Origin of the sequence: Phyllobacterium chamaecytisi (assembly GCF_020164455.1) — a bacterium.
Classification (GTDB): domain Bacteria; phylum Pseudomonadota; class Alphaproteobacteria; order Rhizobiales; family Rhizobiaceae; genus Phyllobacterium; species Phyllobacterium chamaecytisi.
Map to the genome: position 1 here is coordinate 122,615 of NZ_JAIQWW010000009.1, position 20,550 is coordinate 143,164.

The following is a 20,550-nucleotide window of genomic DNA, read 5'->3' on the forward strand; positions in this document are numbered from 1 at the left end:
TTTCCTCCCTTATCTGTATCTGAATAAGACTGAGAAAAAGTTGAACAATATCAGCATATTGCTTTCCTAAATGGGATTAGGTCGAACAGAGGCCGAGACATGATACGCCCGTCGTGCAAGCACGTGTGGATAAGCGTATTTTTATCGGAAAAGCCCAAGAGCCGCTGCCGACAACCGCCACAAGGCATACAGAACCGCTCCATGCCCGACACACCCGCGATAACAAGCACATGGCTCAGCCTGTCTTCTCCTGCCGCGATCATCGACCCCAGTGCCACCGATTCTGCACAAATGGTCTGCCCCGGCACTTTGTTGTCGATATTAACGCCGACGTACAGTGAGGAACCCTTGCCCGTGACACAGGCGCTCACTGGAAATTTGCAGTACGGAACGACGGCATTCTTGTGCGCAGTTACTGCTGCCTCAAACATATTTTGAATTAGAGAATCACGATTTTTGATTTGGTTCATGCTGTACCTCGCCAGGTTATTGTGTATCCGACATCGATAGATACGTGCCCATCTCGCTTGCCAGAGAGACATTCGAAAACTATTCGCGCGGCTTCCCGTCCCATTTCAGCACCGTGAATAGTCACAGTGGTCAACGGTGGATCAATGATCAAAGCTGCTTCCACATTGCCAAACCCGACGATTGCAATGTCGTCCGGAATGCGCATGCCGGCGCGCCGACATTGCACGGTGGCGCCGATTGCGATCAGTTCATTTGTACAGAACAGGCAATCGACATCCGAGGTGTCCGTCACGAATTTCAGAAGGGTTTCACCGCTTGAAAGCATGCCCATAAAGTGTGGGATTACGATCGAGCCGAATGAGGAGAGCCCTTTTTCAGCAAGCGCCTCGCAATGGCCCACGGCACGCTGCTGTGCACGATTCCGGTGCTCCATTGGCCCGGAAGCAATCGCGAATTTCCTGTAACCCTTTTCGATCAGTGCCAGTGTAAACTGATAGGCTGCGCCTCGATTGGAGAACCCTACAACGGAATCTACGGGATCATCGGTCATGTCCCAGATTTCGACTACTGGAACATTCATCAAAGCCAGAAGTTCACGCGAAGTACGGGTGTGGTTCACTCCCGCGATAATCACGCCGTCCGGCCGGCGCTGGACCAGAGCCTCGAGCACGGCCTGCTCCTGGTCAATATCGTAGGAGGATTCCCCGATGATGATCTGGTAACCGGCCTTGCCGAGTTCATTCGAAATGCTGTTCACCGTATCCGAAAAAATTGACCCCGCCACCGTCGGCACGATTACGGCGATAAGACCGGTTTTCCGTGAGCGCAAGCTGCTGGCCACTTGGTTTGGAACATAGCCGAGACGGTTGGCGATTTCGGTTATCTGCTTGCGCGTGTCTGGCTTCACAAGGGGCAGACCCCGCAAGGCACGCGAAACCGTAATCGTCGAAACACCGGCTGCTTCGGCAATGTCCTTCAGGCTGACGGGTAACTTTGATGCCATGTACCGCTACTCCAAAGTGCTCATAACACCTATTGACATCGATATCATGCGTCAATAGCATTTATGGTATCGATGTCATTCGGATCTCCATTTCACGTCAAAGGAGCGCAGCATGCACAGCCTGACCAAGCACATATACACTTCAGTGATCCTTGGAGCGGCCTTAATGACGGGATTGGGCGACGCAAATGCGGACAGTCCCAAGGTCGGCATTTTCGTCGCCGACTCCTTCGGCGACCGGGCTTTCCTAGATATCGCACTCGGCGGCAAGGAACTGGTCGAGAAGCAGTACGGCGCGACGGTGCAGACCTACGAAGGCCGCCAGCAGGCCGACAAGTTCTTCCGCCAGCTCTCCGACGCCGGCCGCGCCAACGACTTCGTCTTCGTGCTCGGCTTCGAGGCGATCGACGCGATGATGCAAGCCGCTGAGGCCAATGAGAGGGCACACTACATCTTCATTGACGCAGCACTCGACAGCCCGGAGGTGAGCTCGGTCGGCTACCGCGATTCTGAAGGCTGCTACCTGGTCGGCGCACTGGCGGCGCGGCTCACCGTCTCCGGCCTGCCGCTCGCCAATCCGCAGAAGGTCATCGGCTTCGTCGGCGGCGTCGACTCGCCGGTCATCCGCGACTGCGAAGCGGGCTACAAGCAAGGTGCCGCCGTTATCGATGCTGAAACGGTGGTAAAGAGCGCCTGGGTCGGATCCTGGACCGATCCGGCAAAGGGCAAGATCGTGAACCAGTCGCTCAACCAGGACGGCTCGGACATCAATTACCAGTATGCCGGCCTGTCGGGCGAAGGCGGCTTCGACAATGTGCGCGGCGGCAGCGCAGGCTACGCGCTCGGCGCCGGCTTCGACCAGTCGTCGCTGGCGCCAGGGTTCGTGCCGGGCAGCATGTTGAAGCGCGTCGACCAGACGATCCTGCGTGTCACCTCCGGCATTATCGACGGCAAGCTTCAGAAAGGTTTTACCGAGACCGAAGGCGTCGCCGAGGGTAGCCTGACCATGGTCTACAACGACAAGCTCGTCTCCGCCGACATCCGCGAGCAGGTGGAGACGCTTGCCAAGAGGATCGCCAGCGGCGAGATCAAGGTGACGTCCGCACGATAGGCTGGAAGACGCGAGGGAGGCTGCGACGAACATGGCTGCTGCTCCGGCACCACAGGTTTGCGTGATGCTTCGCGGCATCACCAAGACGTTCGGGCCGATCGTCGCCGTGGACGGCGTCGATCTTGAGCTCCGGACTGGTGAGATACATGCGGTCGTCGGCGAGAACGGTGCCGGCAAGTCGACGCTAATGGGCGTGCTGCACGGGTTGCACGCGGCGGACGCGGGCGAAATCGTCGTGGATGGCGTCACGCGCAGCTTCCGATCACCTCGTGAGGCGATCGCGCTCGGCATCGGCATGGTCCACCAGCATTTTATGCTCGCAGCCTCCCTTACCGCCGCCGAGAACATCGTGCTGGGCTTCGAACCTGGCACGGCAACGCGCTCGTCGCTGAGCGAGGCCGTGTCGCTTGGCCGCACGGTCGCCGAGCGCTTCGACCTGCGAGTAGCGCTCGACAGGCCGGTCCGGGATCTCGCTATCGGTGCCCAGCAACGCGTTGAGGTTCTCAAGGCTCTCTATCGCGGCGCACGCATCCTCATACTGGACGAGCCGACTGCAGTATTGTCGCCGGACGAGGTGGAAAGCCTGTTTGACCGCCTGCGCATCCTACGCGCGGGCGGCATCACCATCGTCTTCATCTCCCACAAGCTGCGTGAAGTCATGGCGCTTTCCGATCGTGTGACGGTGATGCGACGCGGCCGCACGGTCGCAACGCTCGCGACCACCGAGACAACGCGCGAGCAGCTCGCTGGACTGATGGTCGGCTCGGACGCGTCGACAAACAAGCCATCCGTCCCGAAAGGACGCGTCGCTGGCGGCAGCCCGGCGCTCAGCCTGCGCGGCATCGCGACGCCGCCTCGCCCCGGCAATGCAGGACTGAAAAGCCTCGACCTCGACATTGCCGCCGGCGAGATCGTCGGCATCGCAGCGATCGAGGGCAACGGGCAGGCGGACTTGCTCGAGATCGCCGCCGGCGTCCAAGCGCCGTTGCGTGGGACCGTGGCGATGTTCGGCCGGGACGTCACGGGCGAGGACATAGGCCGACGACGCGACGTCGGCCTGGCCTATGTCCCGGAGGACCGGCACCGGGACGCGCTGGCACTCGATGCGACTGCCCTGGAGAGCTTCAACGCGGTCAGGCGCCCGCAGCACTGGAGCGACTGGCTGAGGCCTGCGGCCTCGCGTTCGGAACGTCGCCGAGTCGCCGAGTTGATGCGCAAGTTCGACGTAAGGCCGCCGGATCCATTGGCTACCTGCCGCTCGATGTCGGGCGGCAACCAGCAAAAGCTTGTCTTTGCGAGAGAGTTCTCCCGCGATCCGAAGGTGATCGTGCTCGGGCAGCCGACCCGCGGCATCGACATCGGTGCCAGCCAGGCGCTGTTCGGCCGCATCTGGGCGGCGCGCGATCGCGGCGCTGGCGTGCTCCTCGTCTCTGCCGATCTCGACGAGCTCTTCACCGTCGCCGACCGCATCGTCGTCCTCTATGAGGGCTGCTTGGCCGCTAGCCTCGACCCGGCCAGCGCCGCGCCGCGCGACGCAGGGCTTTACATGACCGGAGCCCGTCATGCAATTTGACGCGATGGCGCCTGTCCCGGTCGCGCGCCGGCATGTCCTTGTGACTTTCGCGATGGAAGCTGTCACGACGTTCGCGATCATCGCGTTCCTCGGCGCGGTCGCAGTCGCCGTCATGGGCGCCGACCCTCTCGCCGCGGCTGCAGCGGCGCTACGCCAAACGCTTGCGGGGCAGTACGAGGTCGCCGGCCTGATAGCGCTCAGCCTGCCGCTGATGATTGTCGGCTTCGCTGCTGCGGCGTCCTTCAAGGGCGGCTTCTACAATCTCGGACTGGAAGGTCAGCTCATCTTAGGCGCCGCGATCGGTTCCATCGTCGGCGCCCATGTAGGCCCCTTCTGGTCGCCGCTTCACATCGCTATGGTGCTGGTGGCGGGCGGCATCGCCGGCGGGATCGTCGCCTGGGCCCTCAGTTGGCTGCGCGTCCGCTTCGGCGTCGACGAAGTGGTCAGCACGCTGCTCTCAAACTACATCGTCATCCTTTTCGCCATCTATCTCGCCACCTACCCGTTCCGCGACCCAACGCGTTTCAACGGCGCCATGCACCGCATCGCGCCCAGCGCGCGCATGTCGACGCTCGTTGAAGGAACCGAGCTCACTTGGGGCCTCGCCATCGTCGTCGCCATTGCGGCCGTGCTCTACTGGCTGCTCCACCGGTCCAAACTCGGCGAGGATTGGACGCTGATGGGACGCAGCCCGAGCGTAGCGCGCAACTGCGGCATCGACGCCAGGCGGTTCGGCATGCTCATCATGACGTCGAGCGGTTTCCTGGCCGGCCTCGCCGGCGCCTTCATGGTCAGCGCGACCCAGCACCGCTACTTCGCCAACCTCGGCCTCGGCCTCGGGTTCGACGGAATCCTGATCGCCATGATCGCACGGTACCGCATCCTGGCGGTCTCCTTTTGGGCGCTCGCCTATTCGTGGATGCTGCTTGCCGCCGACGGCATCGAGCAGGAGATAGGCATCCCTTCCGAATTCGCGCAGGTGGTGATCGCCATCGTGATCCTCGGGGTCGCGGTGCGCGCCGGCCTGGTGTCGTGGATCGTCGCGCAGGTCCGACATCTGTCGAAGCCGGCGGCGCCCTTGCCCGCTACGCCCCCTGCCCCGCCGCCTGCGGAGGAGTCCTGACATGGATCTCGCCGTCTTCCTCCTCGCCGCCGCCATCGCCTATGCGGTGCCGATCGTCTATGCCGGGCTCGGTGGCCAGATCAGCCTCACGGCCGGCGATCTCAACATCGCGCTCGAGGGCGAGATGCTGGCCGGCGCCTTTGTCGCCGTGCTGGTCACCTACATTCTCGGGTCGCCCTGGCTCGGCATCGCGGTCGCAATCCTAGTCGGCGGCGTGCTCGGACTCCTGTTCGGCGTCATGATCGTCACGCTGAAAGGCGACGTATTCCTGGTCGGAATCACCTACAATTTCCTGCTCGGTGCGCTGACCGTGCTGCTGCTCAGCATCATCTTCGGCGTGCGCGGGTCCTTCAGCAGCCCGCAGCTCACCGGTATCCCGATCATGCCGATCGGCCCGCTGGCGCATGTTCCTCTCCTCGGGCCGGTGCTCTCCGGCCAGACCTATGTCGCCTGGCTGGTCGTGCCGATGGTCTTTGCTTGGGGCTACGTACTGCGCTCGACGCCGCTCGGCTTGCGGCTGCGGGCGCTGGGCGACAATGCCGACGCCGTGCGCAGCGCCGGCCTCGACGTTGCACGGATGCGACTCGGCGTCCAGATGATCTGCGGCATGCTCTGCGGGCTGGCCGGCGCACAGCTTGCGCTGGGAACGCTGACTCTCTTTAGCTCAGGTATGTCGGCCGGTCGCGGCTTCGTCGCGCTGGCAATCGTGATCCTCGTCGGTCAGCGGCCCTGGATGCTGGTGTTGGCAGCCCTGCTCTTCGGGATCGCCGACGGCATCGGCATCAAGCTGCAGCAGGCGGACGTGCCGGCCCAGATCCCGCAGATGCTGCCCTATGTGGTTACACTTTTGGCACTCTGCGCAGTCTCGGCACGCCGCTGGCGTGCGGCACGCCGCGACAAAACCTCAGCCTGACGGGGACCGAATGCGCCATATCATCATCGACACAGACACTGCGGCCGACGACGCGCTCGCCATTCTGATGGTGCTGCAGCAGCCAGGCATCACGGTGCACGGTATCACCATCAACTGCGGCAATATCCAGTTCGACCAGCAGGTGCGCAACGCCCTCAACACGCTGGAACTCGCCGGCCGCGCCGACATCCCCGTCCATCCGGGCTGCCGCGAGCCGCTGCTGAAGCGATACCGCACGGTGCCCGAAGTGTTCGGGCCTGACGGCTTCAGCGGCGCCAACTATCCGGTTCCGTCGACCAAACCCTCGGGCATCCATGCCGTCGACATAATCATCGTAGCAGCGAGGTCGCTGGCGGCGAGCTGGAGATCGTCGCTCTGGCGCCGCTCACTAATATCGCGGTCGGGTGCGACGCTGCATGCGGTCGGCAACATCACCATGGGCGCTGAGTTCAATGTCTGGGTCGATCCGAGGCGTCGGCCATGATACTGCGCGCCGGCGTGCCTTTGGTGGTGACGCCGTGGGAGACCGCCAAGCGGGACGCCGTGCTGTCGCTCGCCGAGCGCGACGAGATAGGCCGCATGGACACACCGGTCGCCCGCTTTTTCCACCGCGTCACCCAGACGCTCTACTCCTACACGACCAATGTGGAAGAGTTCGGCGGGGCGATCCACTCCGACATCATAGGCGTCACCGTGCCGCTCTTTCCCGCTGAAATCCTCGATCGGGCCAATATGTACATGTGCGTTGAACTCGGCGGCGAACACAGCCGCGGCGTCACGCTGCTCGACTGGGTCGGGCTCGCCGGCAAGACGCCCAACGTCACCATATTCAAGGCGGTCGATGCCGCCGCCTTCCGCGCGCACGTCATGGCGATGTGCGGTAGAGTGCTATGACCGAAGGACGGAGAGAAACCATGTCCACCAGACGTTTTTCGAGCCGCAGGGTGCTGATGACGGGGGCCGCAACCGGCGTCGGCAACGTGCTGATGCATCAGTTGATCGAGGAAGGCGCCGCCGTCGTGGCGGGCGACGCCGCTGCCTCGATCGAGAAGGCCGCCGACGACGCCGGCTGCCTGGGTATCATTGCCGACGTCTCCACTTCGGCCGGCTGCAGCCGGCTGCACGAAGCGGCGGTCGCGCATTTCGGCCATCCGGACGTCCTGATCAGCAACGCCGGCTTCATCGTGCCGAAGCCAATCCTCGAAACCAGCGAGGAGGAATGGGACAAGGTGCTCGCAGTTAACGCCAAGGCCCTATTCATGCTCTCCAAGCTCGCCATCCCCGGCATGCTCGCCGGCGGACGCGGCTCGATCGTTGCGACGGCCTCCATCTCTGGCATAGTCGGGCTCGTCTCGCAGGCCGCCTATTGCGCGGCTAAGGGCGCGGTCGTCCAGCTCGTGCGGCAGCTCGCCGTCGAATATGCCGCGAACAACGTCCGCGTTAACGCCGTCGGCCCCGGCGCCATCGCCACGCCCTTCCTCGACCGTTACATCGAAGCACAGCCCGATCCCAAGGCGGCCGAGGACGCGGTACGCGCCGCACACCCGATGAACCGTTGGGCCACGCCCGAGGAGGTCGCCAAGGCGATCGCCTATCTGGCGAGCGACGACGCCTCCTTCGTCACCGGGCACGTGCTGATGGTCGACGGCGGGTACGTGGCACGATGATGGAGGAAACGACTACCTTTGCCGACGACCGGGCCCTGCTCGTCGAGCGAGCAGCCGTCCATCTCTTCCGGATGCCGCCCAGCGTGCCCTGGGAGGACGCCACCCACCGCGTGCCTGCAATCGAGGTGATCGTGCTGGAGCTGACTGTGAACGGCAGGCCGGCCTACGGCTTCAGCTACACGGTCGGCGTCGGTGGCACAGCGGTACGCGCGCTGATTCAGGACTACTGCCTATCGCAGCTTGTCGGGCGCGATGCGCGCTACGTGATCGGCGCGTGGAAGAGCCTCTACTACCATCTCCACCGCACCGGCATGGGTGCCATCACCACACTTGCGCTGGCCGCGATCGATGTTGCGCTCTGGGAGGTGCGGGCGCAGGCTTCGGGCCGGCCGCTGCATCTGGAGATGGGCGGCAGCGCTCGCTCCATCCCGGCCTATACGAGCGGTATCGACCTGCACCTTTCGCCGGAGGAGCTGTTCGGACTGCAACAGGTGAAGCAGGCCGAAGGCTATGAATGGTTCAAGATCAAGGTCGGCCTCCCCCGCCAGGCCGACGACATCGCCCGCATCGCCGCCGCGCGCGAGGCGATCGGCCCCGACGCACACCTTGTCCTCGACGCCAACCAGAGCTGGGATCTCGGTGAGGCGGTCCGCCGCTGCCGCGCCTTTGAGCCCTTCAACGTTAGCTGGATCGAGGAGCCGCTGGCGCCCGAAGACATTGGTGGCCACGCTACGCTGCGCAGCAAGACCGGCATTCCCCTGGCGGTCGGCGAAAGCCTCTACACGGCACAGTCCGTACGCGACTATCTGGTCGCCGACGCCGTCGATATCGTGCAAGCCGACATCGCGCGGGTGGGCGGGCTGACGCCGTGGCTGAGGATTGCCAACCTTGCCGCCGCCTGCAACCGGCCGGTGGCGCCGCATTTCCTGGTCGAACTGTCGCTGCACGCGCTCTGTGCGGTGGACAACGGCCTCGTGCTGGAGAATGTGCGCGGCGGCTCGCTCCACGATTTGGGGTTGGCGCGCGAGGCGATCCGCGTTGTGCGCGGCGCCGCCCTCCCATCGACCATAGCGGGCCATGGCGTCACGCTGGAGATCGCCGGGAACCAGCGACACCGGGTTCCGGCATCGGACTATGTCTTCGACGACATCCGCAGCCACAAGGAGTAGCCGATGAGTGACGAGCAGACACGGGACTGGCCGCAGGATATGCCCATCGTCGACCCGCATCATCATCTGTGGGACCTGGAGAACAATCGCTATCCGTGGCTCCAACAGGAACCGCCGCCACAACTCGTCTGCGGCGATATAAGGCCGATCCGTCACAGCTATCTGGTCGGGGACCTGCGCGCCGACTTCGGCTCACTTCCCGTGACCAAGACCGTGCATCTTCAGTGTGACTGGGACCCGACCGATCCCATTGGCGAGACACGTTGGCTCAACCGGCAGGCGTACGAGCACGGATTGCCTACTGGCATCGTCGCGTACGCCAAGCTGCAGGACCATCATGTCGCCGCTATCTTGGACGGACATTTGGCGGCATCCGGTCGTGTGCGCGGTGTCCGCCAGATCATGAACTGGCACGCCGATTCCATGCTCACCTTCGGCGCGCCGAAGGGCTTGATGCGAACGCCGGAATGGCGCCGCGGCTTTGCCATGCTGGCACCGAGGGGGCTCTCCTTCGACCTCCAGCTCTACTCTCATCAGATGGACGAGGCCGACAAGCTCGCTGGAGACTTTTCAGGCACGAGCATCGTACTGAACCACGGCGGCATGCCGGTTGACCGCAGCCCGGAAGGCTTTGCGCTGTGGCGCAAGGGTATGCGGGCGCTCGCCCGTCACGACAACATCACAGTGAAGATTTCTGGGTTGGGAATGGTCGACCACCATTGGACTGTCGACAGCCTGCGGCCAGTGGTCGAGGAAATCATTGCCATCTTCGGGTCAAGCCGCGCGATGTTCGCTAGCAACTTTCCGGTCGACAAGCTCTATTCCTCCTATGCCGCGGTTTGGCAGGCATTCCACACCATCACCGCCGCGTTCAGTGCCGACGAGCGCCGCGCCCTGTTCGCAGCCAACGCCGAACGCATCTACCGCATCAAGGATTAGCTATGCCGCGCAAGGTTATCATCATCACTGACCCAGGCCAAGACCAGGCAGTCGCCATACTGATGGCGCTGGCGGCGCCAGAGAGCTTTAACATCCTGGGTATCGTCACATCTGCCGGCAACATCGATCTAAACAAGACGCAGCGGAATGCACGTGCCCTCGTCGAACTCGCCGGACGGACGGATGTGCCTGTTTTTGCGGGCTGCCCGCGGCCGATCGGCAGACCGCTGGTTACGGCGGAGCACGTCCACGGGCCGACTGGACTCGACGGCGCCGACCTGCCCGAGCCCACCGTCGCGTTGCGGGCGCAGCACGGCGTCGACTTCATCGTCGAGACGCTGCGGGCGCAGCCGGCCGGCGAAGTTTCGATCTTCTCCGAATCGCCGCTGACCAACCTTGCCATGGCGCTGGTGAAGGCGCCAGACATCGCCGAGCGTATTGGCCAGATCGTGATGATGGCCGGCGCTTATTTCGAAGTCGGCAACATCACTCCGAGCGCCGAGTTCAACATCTATGTCGACCCCCAGGCTGCTGATATCGTGCTGAAGGCGGGCATCCCGACCGTCATGCTGCCGCTCGATGTGACTCACAAGCTGCTCTCCACGCCCGAACGGCTCCGGTGCTTCGCAGGGCTCGGAAACCGCGGCGGCAAAGTCGTGGCCAACATGCTTGGCTTTTCCGAGAGCTTCGACCTTCGGAAATACGGCTGGATGGGCGCGCCGCTGCACGGACCGACCGTTCCGGCCTTCATGATCGAGCCCGGAATGTTCAAAGGACGACAGGTGAACGTGTCGGTCGAAATATGCGGTGAACTGACTTTGGGTATGACGGTGGTCGACTATTGGGAGGTCACCGACCGACCGAAAAACGTGCTGTACGTGACGGACGGCGACGCCGACGCCTATTTCAAACTGATCGCCAAGCTGATTGGGCGCCTACCGTAGTCCACCAGCGTCTTTCACGATCGCCCATTCGACAATCAGCATTCGATCCCGTGCGGAAGATCGGGCCGCAGGTTACGGCTTGCGTCGTCCTTGTCTCGGTCGCGTCAGTTTCCTCACCATGCTCAGTCGCACCTGTAGCGGTTCCTGAACTATTCAGGAGCGGATCGAGCGGCTCAAGGCACTGAGCAAGGAATTGGACCGCGACCTCCCTGCGTTGGAGTTCGGGTTGCGGATCACCACGCTGGTGCGTGACACCACCGAGCAGGCCTGGGCTGACGGCGAAGCGAACCGAGCAAACAGAACCCCCATGGCGTACCTTGTAAGTTTGCCATTGTTATCAGCTCGAACGGTTCACTACCGACGTCGGAATGGGGGGGAAATCTCGGTACTTGTCAGTAATCCCGGAGATTCAACTCTTTCCGGGCCTCGCGCGGATGGATCTTTACGTTGTTAGTGCATATTTGGTTTGATCGTCGAGTGATGTAAGCAAGTAGTCCGCAGCCGCGACACTAAGACAGGACTATTCAAATAAACTCCTACTGCTTCATGCGGCAGATTTTGCACTCGTTCTCTTCGAATGGGGACGAGCCTCAGCGCATGCGGGGCACGCCACGAGGGACCCTGGGGCGATCGCGACATCCACCGCGACCAGCGCCGGGCGGCCCTTCAGGATTGCATGGATCTGCCGCTCAAAGTGACGCTGTGAAACCATATACATCCCGCCTCGCGCGCCCTCGAAACCGCAATTCCAGGCGGCGAGGGCTTGCCCATAACGAAGTGCTTCTCGAAGGCTTGATGGCGTGAGTTGATGAAAGCCTGAGAGGCCGCGCGATGCGGTTTTCGCCAGAAAACCTCCTGTACACCAGTCACCCGAGCCGCAGCTATCCACCAGCGCCGGAGCCAGGTATGCAGGGACACTCATCCAGTCTGAGGGAGAGCCAGACAGCCGCTCACGATATCTCAGGCCGTCAGCGCCCATTGTCTGGATCTCGACAAGGGCTGCTCGGTCATTCGTGATCGCTGCTCCTACATCGGCCAAACGCTGGTCGGCATATTTGACCACGTGAGCGAGCGCCATCGCCTCAGCGAAAAGACGGTCATCGTTTTTTCCCGACGGCTCGAACACTACGAGCGTTCCGCGCTCCGAAGCCTCCTTGGCAAGTGTCAAAGCAGCACGGGAGACGCGATCAAAAAAGAAAACAGACGAGCCATCGAGGTTGGGAACGATGGAATCGACGGCTGCCTGAGTGACAGCCTTGTAACCAGGCAATCGTTGACCGCAATGGGGGCACGTCCAAAGGAAGCGGTGCGTTGGCTGGCCATCGCGGCCCTGCTTTATCTGCTGGATGATGATCGGCGTATGGCCGGTCGGTGCGCAGTTTGCGAAATCGAGATGAACGTTCCAAGCACCGAAATCGGCGCGAGCGCGCTCCGAGGCCGGGTCGCCATTCATCCGCGCAATTGGGAAGGCGTCCCAGCCAAGATAGGCCATAATCGCCATCACATTGCCGCAGGTCCCGCCGGCCCACGATTGCACTGGAGTACTGGGATCAGCACCCATTACGAGATCTAACGCAACAAGACCGGTGCCGAATATTTTAGGTCTGTTGACGGTCGGCTTCATCGGGCGTTCGTCCTTTCATTGTGCAACGGCGGGCGAGGCTGCGGATAAACATCCCCCTCCAACCAGATATGGACGAAATGGGGCGGTCCGGCAACTTCCGCAACGGCCGTGTTCAAATCATAGCCTAACGCCTCAAGGTAAGCGATTGGTAAATCCCGCTCCAGCGCGGCCATCAACGCCCCAAGCGCCATGACCTTGCTTCCAAGCGGCGACAGGACCGTAACAGAGCCGCCTACTTCGGAAAACACAGGGCGTCGCAGATCGTTCAGGCGAAGGATCGTCCTGTAAAGGTCGAGTGGGTCAGTTTCATCTGCGTAGACAATATCGCGCGCGTCCACCGACCATGCGCTCTCGAGCTCAGTCAGAAACTCCTCGGCTAGGCGGTCGCCTAGCCGAGGATCTCGCGCCGGAAATGGCAGGATCGGGCAGGTATCATGCGGCGTGACGAATTCGTGAAGTTTGCCGAGCGCACCGCGGCGGCCGGTTGCAAGCTGCGGCAACCAGAGCTTTGCCGCGCTGCCGTTCTTGTCCAGCGTCGCGCCTCCGACAAACCCATGGATATAGCCGGGCGTATCTCCAGCTATGGGCGTGATGGCTGCGTCAAGGACCGGATCGTGGGCGACGAACAGATGCAGGTTTGCAGGGGCCAGACCTTTGGCGATCAGCTCGACGAACAGACGGATGATCGGAAAGCTTGTCCCAACTGACAAGGCGCTGACATCGATGACGACGTCTGTCACGCCATTGAAGTTCTGACGCGCCACCACCTTGGCAGCATTCCGTCCCCCGACAACCGCCAGATCAGTCTCGAATATCTGGATCTGGGCGATCTCGTGCACCGGAAAGGCCGATGCCAGGCCTTCGATGTTGCCTGATGCACGGCTGACGAGGGGACCGGCTGGATTTGGCCGGTTTTCTCGCATAAAGATCCCGCGCCGTGGAACATTGGTTGCAGCGATCTGCTCGGCAATCACTTTTGCGCGGGGATCGAAACCAGCACCGGCGATTAGAAGCACGTTCCGATCCGCCCCATGAAAATAGTCTCGGATAAAGGTGCTTACCTCGGGTCCGCTGTGCGAGATGCAGGGGTCCCACCGCCATCGATGGATCACTTTTGCGCCTCCCCCAGTATCCGCACAAGGTCGCTGGTCCTCCGCTCCAAGAAACCGCCTCGTTTGAACGTCAGACGGTGATGCAGGAGCGGTGCGCCGCCCAGCTCGATCAGGACCCAAAGCTTTTTCTTGGTTCCGTGATTCGGTACTAGAACGAATGCATTGTATGCGATACCAAACTTCAAGATCCGGGCCAACTCGGGATGGGTGCGGGGAATTTCGAAGAACTCATCCTGCGGTATGCCGAAAGCGTTCGCTCCCCCGCCAAGAGACGCATTGCCCTCGAGGCTTTTCTTGATGCAGGCTATCGCAATGCCATGGCAGAGCTTGCGCACCTGCTGGTGATGAGGAAAGTCCCACTCGCGGATCATCTCCGCAGCCCGTTCGCGCAAAAGACTATGTTGTTTTGCAGCTGCAAGGCTGGGTGACTTCGAGCGAATGACTTGCGTTTCCGATTGCGCGACCAGCCGGGAGGCGAGCTGAAGGAATTGCTCGGCGTTTTCCGAACCCGCATCGCAAAGCAGATCGATCCCGTAAAAATAAGGCCGGTCCTGCCTGTGCATGAGGTGAATCTTGGCACCTTCAAAGACCTTATCGTCTGCAACCAGCGGCCTGGACGGCTCGACATCCTGCCCCTCGTCCTCGAACAAGCCATGCTGGGGGACACGGTTCACGTAGCGATGGATGAGGATCGCCAACATAGCGAGCCGCATTTCCTGGCAATCTTCGCCGCTGTCGCGCAGCGCATTGGCAATCTCCTCCTCCAACATCGCACGTCTTTCGAAGGTGATATTGTAGCGCCGTTGAAGGGCGTCCACCTGGTCGATGAGCTTGTCTTGCTTCGACAGGGCGATCGGATCAACTTGAACCGCCAAAAGGTTCCCGAGATCTCTTAAGCCCTTTCGTCGGAATATCTCCATTTGCGCGAGGTAACGGTTGGCCATGCCCTTGGCCATCTTGCGGAAGGCCCGGCGCTGATTGGCGCGATCGCCTCCGCTTTGCATCCAGATCGTTGTCGTCTCGCGTGATTTCTTGAGGCCAGGGTCATCCGATTGCGGATCCTCACTTTCTTCCAGAAGCACGTCTGATGGCGACAATGCATCGAGACGGGTAAGGACCCACCGCGACACCCGCATCTCGCGGCGGCTCAACCAGCGGTGAAAAGACGAAAATTGGGCCGGGTGCAGACTATGTGCGTCGTCGAAGATGGCGAGCGGCTTGAGCGCAAGGACACGGTTGCCATCCTTCACCTTGAATGCTTCTATGACGTCGAATGGACGATAGGCTGCAGCTGCTCCGTCGTGATCGATGTCATTCAGATCAGGCGGAACGAGCGCCGCCGATATATTGTAGATTGCCAGCTCGATCTCTCGCGCCCTTGCGAGCAGTCCCTGCCCGCTCGTTCCACCGATCGCGGTCAGGGCCGCCTCGGTATCAGGGCGTGCCGTGATCTCGACATTGTCGAGACGAACACCGGAGGTTTGAACATTGCGCAACCAGGCGAGCACGGTGCGGGCTTGCAAGAGTGCAATCATCAGCGCGCTCTTCAATTCTTCGGGGTAGGGAAACTCCCAGAACTCGCGATATTCTGCCTCAAGCGGCACACGCCCACCAATGACTGCGGGAATACCCTCATGGATTGCGCCGCACGTGCCCAACGTATCGATCAGGTCGTCATAAAGATCCTGTCCGCCGTTGCGCAACAGGGTTCGCAAGGTCGAATACTGGAACAGCCTCGCCAGCGTCGTCTTACCACTACCCGGCGTGCCGACGATGGTGGTCAGGCGATCATAAAGCTTGCCCTGCTCTGCATGCTTTTGAAAGAAGGTCGCCAAGGGCTCCGGCGTGACGACGGCCAGGAAAGCCTCGTCATCACGAAGATATTCGGTTGCGCGTTTTTCGAAGGGATTGACCATGGGTTATGAATGTCTCTGACGGCGCCGGAATAACGGACGCATTGCCGGCGCTTTTTCTCCGTCCCGCTCACCGCCTTCGGTTTCTGCCCAAAGAAGAGCGACGGAATTATTGGGGGTGTTGTGGTCAAGCACGACTGGCAAGGCACAGCCACCGTAACCTAACCCGATATGCGGGACGCCGCCAATGGCCGTGTGCTTTGTCTCGATTGCAGGATCGTAATACTTGTTCGTCAAAGCAATGAAATCGGCAAAACGCTGCGTAGTGTAGATGGGAAGTTCCGCGGGCAACTTGGAGCCATACGTGAAGCGGATTTCCTTTGCCCACCCGTTGGTTTGAAGGTGCTCGAGCGCACCATTAACCCTGTCTTCCATGGCTTTCGCTCCGGCATCCGTGGCGATGTAGTGATGGATGCAGAGAACCCAGCCGGGCGCACAAACGTGCTCTCCAATGAGCTTTACAGCACTCTCAAGCGACTCCTTGAACCGCTGCAGCTTTCCGGACCACTTGCTTTTGTCCTCATTCCACCGGTGGAATGAGGTTCCGGTTCCAACAAAATCGTCGATAAGGTACACGAGACGGAACCGGGCTGTCTCATCCTCCACACGGTCGCGAAGGTCCTTGACCAGGTCTTGCCATTTCTGCTGGTCGAGCTGTGTCGCCAAAACAAATTGTTCATTGGACAACAATCCAACGGTTGAGTGGCGAATACCATCGATATGGGCGCCGTCGCTCAGCCCCATGAATAGAGTCTGTTTCCGCAGTCGCTCCACAGCGGCCCGGGCTTGATCGTCGGCCAGGACCCGGTAGCGTGGAATGGACCTTTCCCGCGCAACCATACCCACGATTTGCTCGCGCACGGCTGCCGGATAGAGCTGCTCCACCAACCGGTTCATTTCATTCGGCCCGACGTAAACAAGCACGTCCCGGACAAAGGAGTAGGCGGTCGGCCGTTCTATCTTTTCAAATTGCTGCAGCCAGGTCGCGAGACTTTCGATGAATCGCATCCCGGCCTGAAAATCGCGATAGCCATCATATTTGAGCCTGGACATCAGGCGAAGCCATGCGAATTCCCTGCGAGCCTGTTCGTCGTCCCACGCCATAATCTCGCTGAGGATTTTCAGCCCGAGGTCTTCATTCATACAAACGCGCCCTCTTCGAACCTCAGTCGCCCGTTTCGCATGACAAGGAGCTGGAGATATTCGAGCGTTGCCTCAACGCCACGCTGGCCGCCGCTGGCGAAATTCCAACAACGTGCCGGATCGACGCTAGTCTCGTCCACGCTCAGACTGTCGACGCTATCCAAAAGTTCGTGATCGTTTCCCGGCCAGCGGCCGCGATCACCGATGGCCAAAACGCTGCCGCCACCGACCTCTTGCTGTAATCGCTGAACGACATTGAGCTTTGAGACTGCAGCAGCGACGATATCGACCGAATGGCTGGACCGAGTCACTTTGACGCCGGAAGCGCCGGCTGCAATGATGACCTGATAGGCCAGATCCCACAGCCGTCCCTCTGGGACGGCGCCTTCTGTTTCAAGCGTAATCTGGAAAGGACGGTCGGTCTGCTTTGCCCATTCCCCAAGCTCAGGGTGGGTACGCAAGGCGGCGGCGAGTGGCGCAAGCTCCGGGCAGCAAGCGGCTGTTCCATCTGGGGCAGTAGGTTCGGCGAGAAGGGCAATGTCCGCCCCGTTGTAATAGCCAACAAGGATGTCGTTCCAATACTGCTTCGGGAGCGTGTCGCGAAGATCACGCCCAACCGAAGCACCACGACCGGTGGCGATCGCTACCCGACCGCCGCTTTCAATCAGCCGGACAATCTCATCTTTGACCCGTTCGATTGGGCGGTGAAAGCGATGGCGCGTGTCCACCAATGTTCCGTCATAGTCGAAACAGATCGCGGAGAAGTCCTTGCCTACGAGTTGAGATCGGAAGGCTATGGCCGCCTTCTTCCACCTTATCAGCTCGTCACGATGCATGCTCGCCGCAGGCTTTCCGGCTTTCCGCCTTATCGCAGCTTCTTCACGCGGACTGAGCGCAACAGGCATAGTTTTCGGACGTGGTCGCGGAAGAGGCAAATTGTAAAGCTTGCGGCCAAAATCTGGGACTCCAGGACGGCCGGGATCGATGCCGCGGGCAATTCCCGCCCATTCAGTGATGCGTAGCGCAGCGACAAGCGACGACAGCATGGCGGCAGCAGGACGGCCCGATAGAGAAATGGTTGCGATCGGAATACCATCTGGGATGAGTGCGAGCGTCCGATGCGCAAGTTCCCGATCATCATCCGAAATGAAGGCAAGGATGGCACTCGCCTCGCCGCGCTTTGCCAGCCAATGGTGACGGCCATGCGCAAAGTTGCGGTAGTCGGCGATTTGCAGGTTACCAAGAGCCGCTTCCGTGAACTTCGATTCAAGGTCGATCGCGCCGACTTTGGTCGTCGGACCATGAACGACAAGTGTGGTGCTGCGGGGCCAAAGTCCGTCTGTCTCACTCCGCCAAGAAAAAGCCGAGGAAGCGCTGGACTGAAGGAGGCTGCTGACTTCCGAGGCACAGTGATCCCATAGATCACCATCGCCGAATTCGAGGGCGTACGCTCTCGTCAACAGGGCGACGAAGCCGAGGAGTGAGTTTGTCGCCAAGAACCCGTCTTTGCCTGCAGGTGGGGGAAAAACCAGTAGATCGGAATAGGGGTGGCTGTGGCAGAGATCGGACAACGGACTGTCGAGGCGACCGCACATGGCCGTAAGTTGCTTTGGCTCGTAAAGAAGCAGGGTCTTAGCTGCAGCGACGATGTCGACGTTGCGGCCCCCAGCACTAATTAGCCAGTGCGATAGTCCCCCTAGCTGTTCGCTGACCGCTTCTAGTGGCGTTGATACTGTTGCCAGTCGCCCTGCCAAGTGCTGGTGAAGATATACAAGGGCATGCGCGGCTGTGAGGGAGCCACCCGATCCGATCGCCTGGAGCGGAAGCGTTGCGGCCACCCGCACCGCCGCCCTGAGGGCGTCGATTTCGACGTTTTTTGCCCATTCGAAGGTTTCATCGAGATGCTCCATTTCGGTGGCGTACGGTCTGGCCATGATAGTCCTGTCGATGTTGAATGTTATTTTGGAAAGGTCCCGACCATCGACGCACGGGGATCGTTCTTCGGGAGATTGATCGAATCTTTAGTAACTTACAATGCGCGGCTCCCGGAAGGATACAACAATCAACAACTATAGAATGAGGTGAGAAGCGCCTTCATAGGCGCGCGCAGCCCAAGCTAGAAACCTTTGCTTTAGCACGCATGGAACCGGTTATCGTGAAGGCAAGGGATGGCCTTGAACTTGTCTGCTATTTGTCTCGGCCATCCATAGCATCCGGGCCCTTGCCGATAGTGCTTGTCGTTCACGGCGGACCGTGGATGAGAGATCGATGGGGCCTAAATCCGACACACCAATGGCTGGCGAACCGTGGATACGCCGTTCTGAGCGTCAATTTCAGAGGCTCTACAGGGTTCGGCAAGGCTTTCCTCAATGCCGCGAACAAAGAGTGGGGCGGCAAGATGCAGACGGATCTCATTGATGCTGTCGATTGGGCGGTGTCGGAAGGGATCGCCGATCCTGACCGCATCGCCATCATGGGCGGCAGCTACGGGGGCTATGCGGCTCTTGCAGGTCTCACCTTGACCCCTGACAAGTTCGCTTGCGCCGTGGATTTGGTTGGCATCTCTAATCTTTTAACGTTCCTCGATACAATCCCCGAATACTGGAAAACGCGGAAATCTGTTTACAGGTCTCGGCTTGGAGATTTCAGTACGGAAGAGGGCCGGCGCTTTCTGGAGGAACGCGCGCCCCTAAATCATGTCGATCGAATTGAAAGACCGCTGCTCATTGTGCAGGGCGCGAATGATGTTCGGGTCAAGGCGTCGGAATCGGAGCAAATCGTCTCCGCCATGCAAAGGCACGGCATCCCGGTCACCTACGTCCTCTATCCCGATGAGGGGCACGGTGTTCAACGGATGGAAAACCGTCGCTCTTACCATGCTGTGGTGGAGGCATTCTTGGCCCAACACCTCGGGGGCCTATGCGAACCCGCTGGGGATGATCTTGCAGGTTCGTCCATCCGGTTCTTGGCGGGACGTGAACTGATTGACGGTCTTTAAATGTCGCGAATATCCTGATTTTTCAGCTACTCTTGCTGAACGGTCCGGATTCGCTATCATTGGTCCATGATCAACGCTCGCATCGCCATCATACTCATGACCTCGCACCTTGAAGGGTGTGCGGGAGTGGCGTTGCGTTAGTCGCGATCGATCAACCTGCGAACCCTGCGGAGGCGAGCAGGGTCGCAACACTCCGCTCTCCTCCCTCACAGAAATGGAGAGCGACCATGAACCAAAATACCGACCAGTCATCCGACGTTTTAAAGCCGCTCGCCGAGAGGCAGCCACCTGGGCTGTCGATCCGAGCAACGCGCATTGAAGACTTTGAGGGCCTGTCAGCTCTGATAAATCTACCGGGCTTTCGGGCCGGCACGCTACGTCTGCCGTATCAACGACCCGAACAGACGAAGAAATGGCTGGAAAGCCAAGGGCCGAATTCGCTCAGCATCGTCGCTCTGATTGATGGTGTCATAGTCGGTCAGGCTGGTCTTCATCCTTACTCTGGACGCCGTGCTCATGCTGCCGAGTTGGGGATCGGTGTGCATGACGATCATGTTGGGAAAGGAATCGGCACGGCGCTGATAGGAGAGCTGATCGACGCAGCTGACAACTGGCTAGCGTTTAAACGTCTTGAGCTGACGGTCTACACTGACAACGCTCCAGCGATCCGTTTATACGAAAAATTCGGCTTCGAACGCGAGGGGGTACGGCGATCCTACGCATTCAAGGCGGGAACCTTTGTCGATGCTCTTGGCATGGCTCGCTTGCGCTGCTGATTGGTGATCGATATTAGCCCACTGTCTGACTGTCGCAGACGCCTGATTTGCAAGATCGCCGACCCGAGAGG

19 protein-coding genes and 1 pseudogene are annotated in these 20,550 nt (G+C 60.6%); 13 read left to right on the forward strand and 7 right to left on the reverse strand.

Going from position 1 to position 20,550, the window contains the following annotated elements; translation table 11 throughout:
- Nucleotides 1-50: 50 nt before the first annotated feature.
- Together LB462_RS15740 and LB462_RS15745 are read right to left on the reverse strand one after the other, a co-directional pair.
- The gene (locus LB462_RS15740) at nt 51-470 is read right to left on the reverse strand and encodes a cytidine deaminase (protein ID WP_224509652.1); all 420 of its coding nucleotides are present in this window, start codon (nt 468-470) and stop codon (nt 51-53) included.
- Nucleotides 467-1,474 carry a LacI family DNA-binding transcriptional regulator gene (locus tag LB462_RS15745; protein ID WP_224509669.1) on the reverse strand — a complete coding sequence of 336 codons (1,008 nt, stop codon included), beginning with the start codon at nt 1,472-1,474 and terminating at the stop codon, nt 467-469. The genes LB462_RS15740 and LB462_RS15745 overlap by 4 nt, the downstream gene beginning before the upstream one ends.
- Before the next feature lie 166 nt (nt 1,475-1,640).
- On the opposite strand from LB462_RS15745, the gene LB462_RS15750 reads away from it, so the two are divergent.
- The 11 genes and pseudogenes from LB462_RS15750 to LB462_RS15800 form a co-directional block, all read left to right on the forward strand.
- Nucleotides 1,641-2,585: a BMP family lipoprotein gene (locus LB462_RS15750; protein WP_224509672.1), complete on the forward strand. Its 945-nt coding sequence runs from the start codon at nt 1,641-1,643 to the stop codon at nt 2,583-2,585.
- A gap of 31 nt (nt 2,586-2,616) precedes the next feature.
- Nucleotides 2,617-4,158, forward strand: a complete 1,542-nt coding sequence (locus tag LB462_RS15755) for an ABC transporter ATP-binding protein (RefSeq protein ID WP_224509675.1) — start codon at nt 2,617-2,619, stop codon at nt 4,156-4,158.
- Nucleotides 4,148-5,281 (forward strand): ABC transporter permease, encoded by a 1,134-nt coding sequence (locus LB462_RS15760; RefSeq protein WP_224509677.1) that lies wholly within the window; start codon nt 4,148-4,150, stop codon nt 5,279-5,281. The genes LB462_RS15755 and LB462_RS15760 overlap by 11 nt, the downstream gene beginning before the upstream one ends.
- Nucleotide 5,282: 1 nt before the next feature.
- Nucleotides 5,283-6,194: an ABC transporter permease gene (locus tag LB462_RS15765; RefSeq protein ID WP_224509680.1), complete on the forward strand. Its 912-nt coding sequence runs from the start codon at nt 5,283-5,285 to the stop codon at nt 6,192-6,194.
- A 10-nt stretch (nt 6,195-6,204) separates the two neighbouring features.
- Nucleotides 6,205-6,678 (forward strand): nucleoside hydrolase, encoded by a 474-nt coding sequence (locus LB462_RS15770; RefSeq protein ID WP_224509683.1) that lies wholly within the window; start codon nt 6,205-6,207, stop codon nt 6,676-6,678.
- Entirely contained in the window at nt 6,675-7,088 is a 414-nt protein-coding gene (locus tag LB462_RS15775) for a nucleoside hydrolase (RefSeq protein ID WP_224509685.1), read from the forward strand. The genes LB462_RS15770 and LB462_RS15775 overlap by 4 nt, the downstream gene beginning before the upstream one ends.
- 20 nt (nt 7,089-7,108) lie before the next feature.
- Nucleotides 7,109-7,861, forward strand: coding sequence for an SDR family NAD(P)-dependent oxidoreductase (locus LB462_RS15780; RefSeq protein WP_224509689.1), 753 nt, complete (start codon nt 7,109-7,111; stop codon nt 7,859-7,861).
- Nucleotides 7,858-9,030, forward strand: a complete 1,173-nt coding sequence (locus LB462_RS15785) for a mandelate racemase/muconate lactonizing enzyme family protein (RefSeq protein WP_224509692.1) — start codon at nt 7,858-7,860, stop codon at nt 9,028-9,030. Before LB462_RS15780 ends, LB462_RS15785 begins: the two co-directional genes overlap by 4 nt.
- A gap of 3 nt (nt 9,031-9,033) precedes the next feature.
- Nucleotides 9,034-9,969 carry an amidohydrolase family protein gene (locus LB462_RS15790; protein WP_224509695.1) on the forward strand — a complete coding sequence of 312 codons (936 nt, stop codon included), beginning with the start codon at nt 9,034-9,036 and terminating at the stop codon, nt 9,967-9,969.
- A 2-nt stretch (nt 9,970-9,971) separates the two neighbouring features.
- Nucleotides 9,972-10,913 (forward strand): nucleoside hydrolase, encoded by a 942-nt coding sequence (locus LB462_RS15795; protein ID WP_224509698.1) that lies wholly within the window; start codon nt 9,972-9,974, stop codon nt 10,911-10,913.
- Nucleotides 10,914-11,064: 151 nt separating this feature from the next.
- Nucleotides 11,065-11,208: pseudogene (locus LB462_RS15800) on the forward strand (LLM class flavin-dependent oxidoreductase); the annotation flags it as partial.
- A gap of 249 nt (nt 11,209-11,457) precedes the next feature.
- On the opposite strand, the gene LB462_RS15805 reads toward LB462_RS15800, so the two are convergent.
- The 5 genes from LB462_RS15805 to LB462_RS15825 all read right to left on the reverse strand — a co-directional run bounded on the left by LB462_RS15805 (nt 11,458) and on the right by LB462_RS15825 (nt 18,639).
- A complete protein-coding gene (locus LB462_RS15805) occupies nt 11,458-12,537 on the reverse strand; it encodes a carbohydrate kinase family protein (protein WP_224509701.1) in 1,080 nt (359 codons plus the stop codon).
- Entirely contained in the window at nt 12,534-13,553 is a 1,020-nt protein-coding gene (locus LB462_RS15810; protein WP_224509704.1) for a hypothetical protein, read from the reverse strand. The genes LB462_RS15805 and LB462_RS15810 overlap by 4 nt, the downstream gene beginning before the upstream one ends.
- 92 nt (nt 13,554-13,645) lie before the next feature.
- Nucleotides 13,646-15,565: a hypothetical protein gene (locus LB462_RS15815; RefSeq protein ID WP_224509706.1), complete on the reverse strand. Its 1,920-nt coding sequence runs from the start codon at nt 15,563-15,565 to the stop codon at nt 13,646-13,648.
- A gap of 3 nt (nt 15,566-15,568) precedes the next feature.
- Complete coding sequence (locus LB462_RS15820) at nt 15,569-16,705, reverse strand: phosphoribosyltransferase-like protein (protein ID WP_224509708.1); 1,137 nt, start codon at nt 16,703-16,705, stop codon at nt 15,569-15,571.
- Nucleotides 16,702-18,639, reverse strand: coding sequence for an HAD hydrolase family protein (locus LB462_RS15825; RefSeq protein ID WP_224509711.1), 1,938 nt, complete (start codon nt 18,637-18,639; stop codon nt 16,702-16,704). Before LB462_RS15825 ends, LB462_RS15820 begins: the two co-directional genes overlap by 4 nt.
- Before the next feature lie 206 nt (nt 18,640-18,845).
- On the opposite strand from LB462_RS15825, the gene LB462_RS15830 reads away from it, so the two are divergent.
- Both LB462_RS15830 and LB462_RS15835 read left to right on the forward strand, forming a co-directional pair.
- On the forward strand, nt 18,846-19,703 hold the full coding sequence (locus tag LB462_RS15830; protein ID WP_224509714.1) for an alpha/beta hydrolase family protein: 858 nt from the start codon (nt 18,846-18,848) through the stop codon (nt 19,701-19,703).
- 227 nt (nt 19,704-19,930) lie between these two features.
- On the forward strand, nt 19,931-20,479 hold the full coding sequence (locus tag LB462_RS15835) for a GNAT family N-acetyltransferase (RefSeq protein WP_224509717.1): 549 nt from the start codon (nt 19,931-19,933) through the stop codon (nt 20,477-20,479).
- The last annotated feature ends 71 nt before the right edge of the window (nt 20,480-20,550 follow it).